Genomic DNA, 752 nt, shown 5'->3' on the forward strand with positions numbered 1-752 from the left:
CGCCGAGGCGGCCCGGCTCGGCATGGTCGGAACGCATTTCGTCAACCCGAACGGGCTCTATTCGCCGGAACAATACACCACAGCGCGCGACCTCGCCGTGCTGGTGACGGCGCTGCGCAATGATTTTCCACAGTATGCGCCCTGGTTCTCAATCGAAGGCCTTGCCGTCGGCAAGAAGGCGCTCCCGAACTATAATCTGCTCATCGGCCGCTATCCCGGCGCCGACGGCATGAAGACCGGCTTCGTCTGCTCTTCCGGCTTCAACATGATCGGCTCGGCGACGCGCAACGGCCGCACGCTGGTCGCCGTGGTGCTTGGCGAAAAATCGGCGGTCAGCCGCGCCGAGGCGGCGGCAAAGCTGCTCGACCAGGGTTTCGATATGCCGGCGGCGGGTACGACGACGCTGGCCGCTCTCAAGCCCTATGGTGATACGCTGTCGCCCAACGACATGCATGACGAGATCTGCAAGAAGAAGCCGAAGGAAGAGCAATCCGAGGCGGCCCCCGAGGTCGCTGCCAAGGATAAGCCCAAGTCGCCCTATCAGGTGAAGCTCGACCACCCGACGCTGATCGCGGTCGGCCTCGGGGGCGCAACCGGACCGGCGCCCAAGGCATTCGTCGACCAGGCCGATCAGAACTATGCCGATGTGCCGGTGCCGAGCTGGCGGCCCGACAGGCCGGCGCCGGCCGGCGCCGAGCCGGCGGCGACCGGAACGGCAGCCGCCGCGGCGCAAGGCGACCAGCCCGCCAAGG

The 752-nt window shown here is 67.0% G+C and carries 1 pseudogene; it reads left to right on the forward strand.

The features are described 5' to 3' along the window. Positions 1–752: pseudogene (locus tag EOA28_RS37480) on the forward strand (D-alanyl-D-alanine carboxypeptidase); the annotation flags it as partial.

The sequence above is a fragment of the Mesorhizobium sp. M2A.F.Ca.ET.067.02.1.1 genome, assembly GCF_004023285.1.
GTDB lineage: Bacteria > Pseudomonadota > Alphaproteobacteria > Rhizobiales > Rhizobiaceae > Mesorhizobium.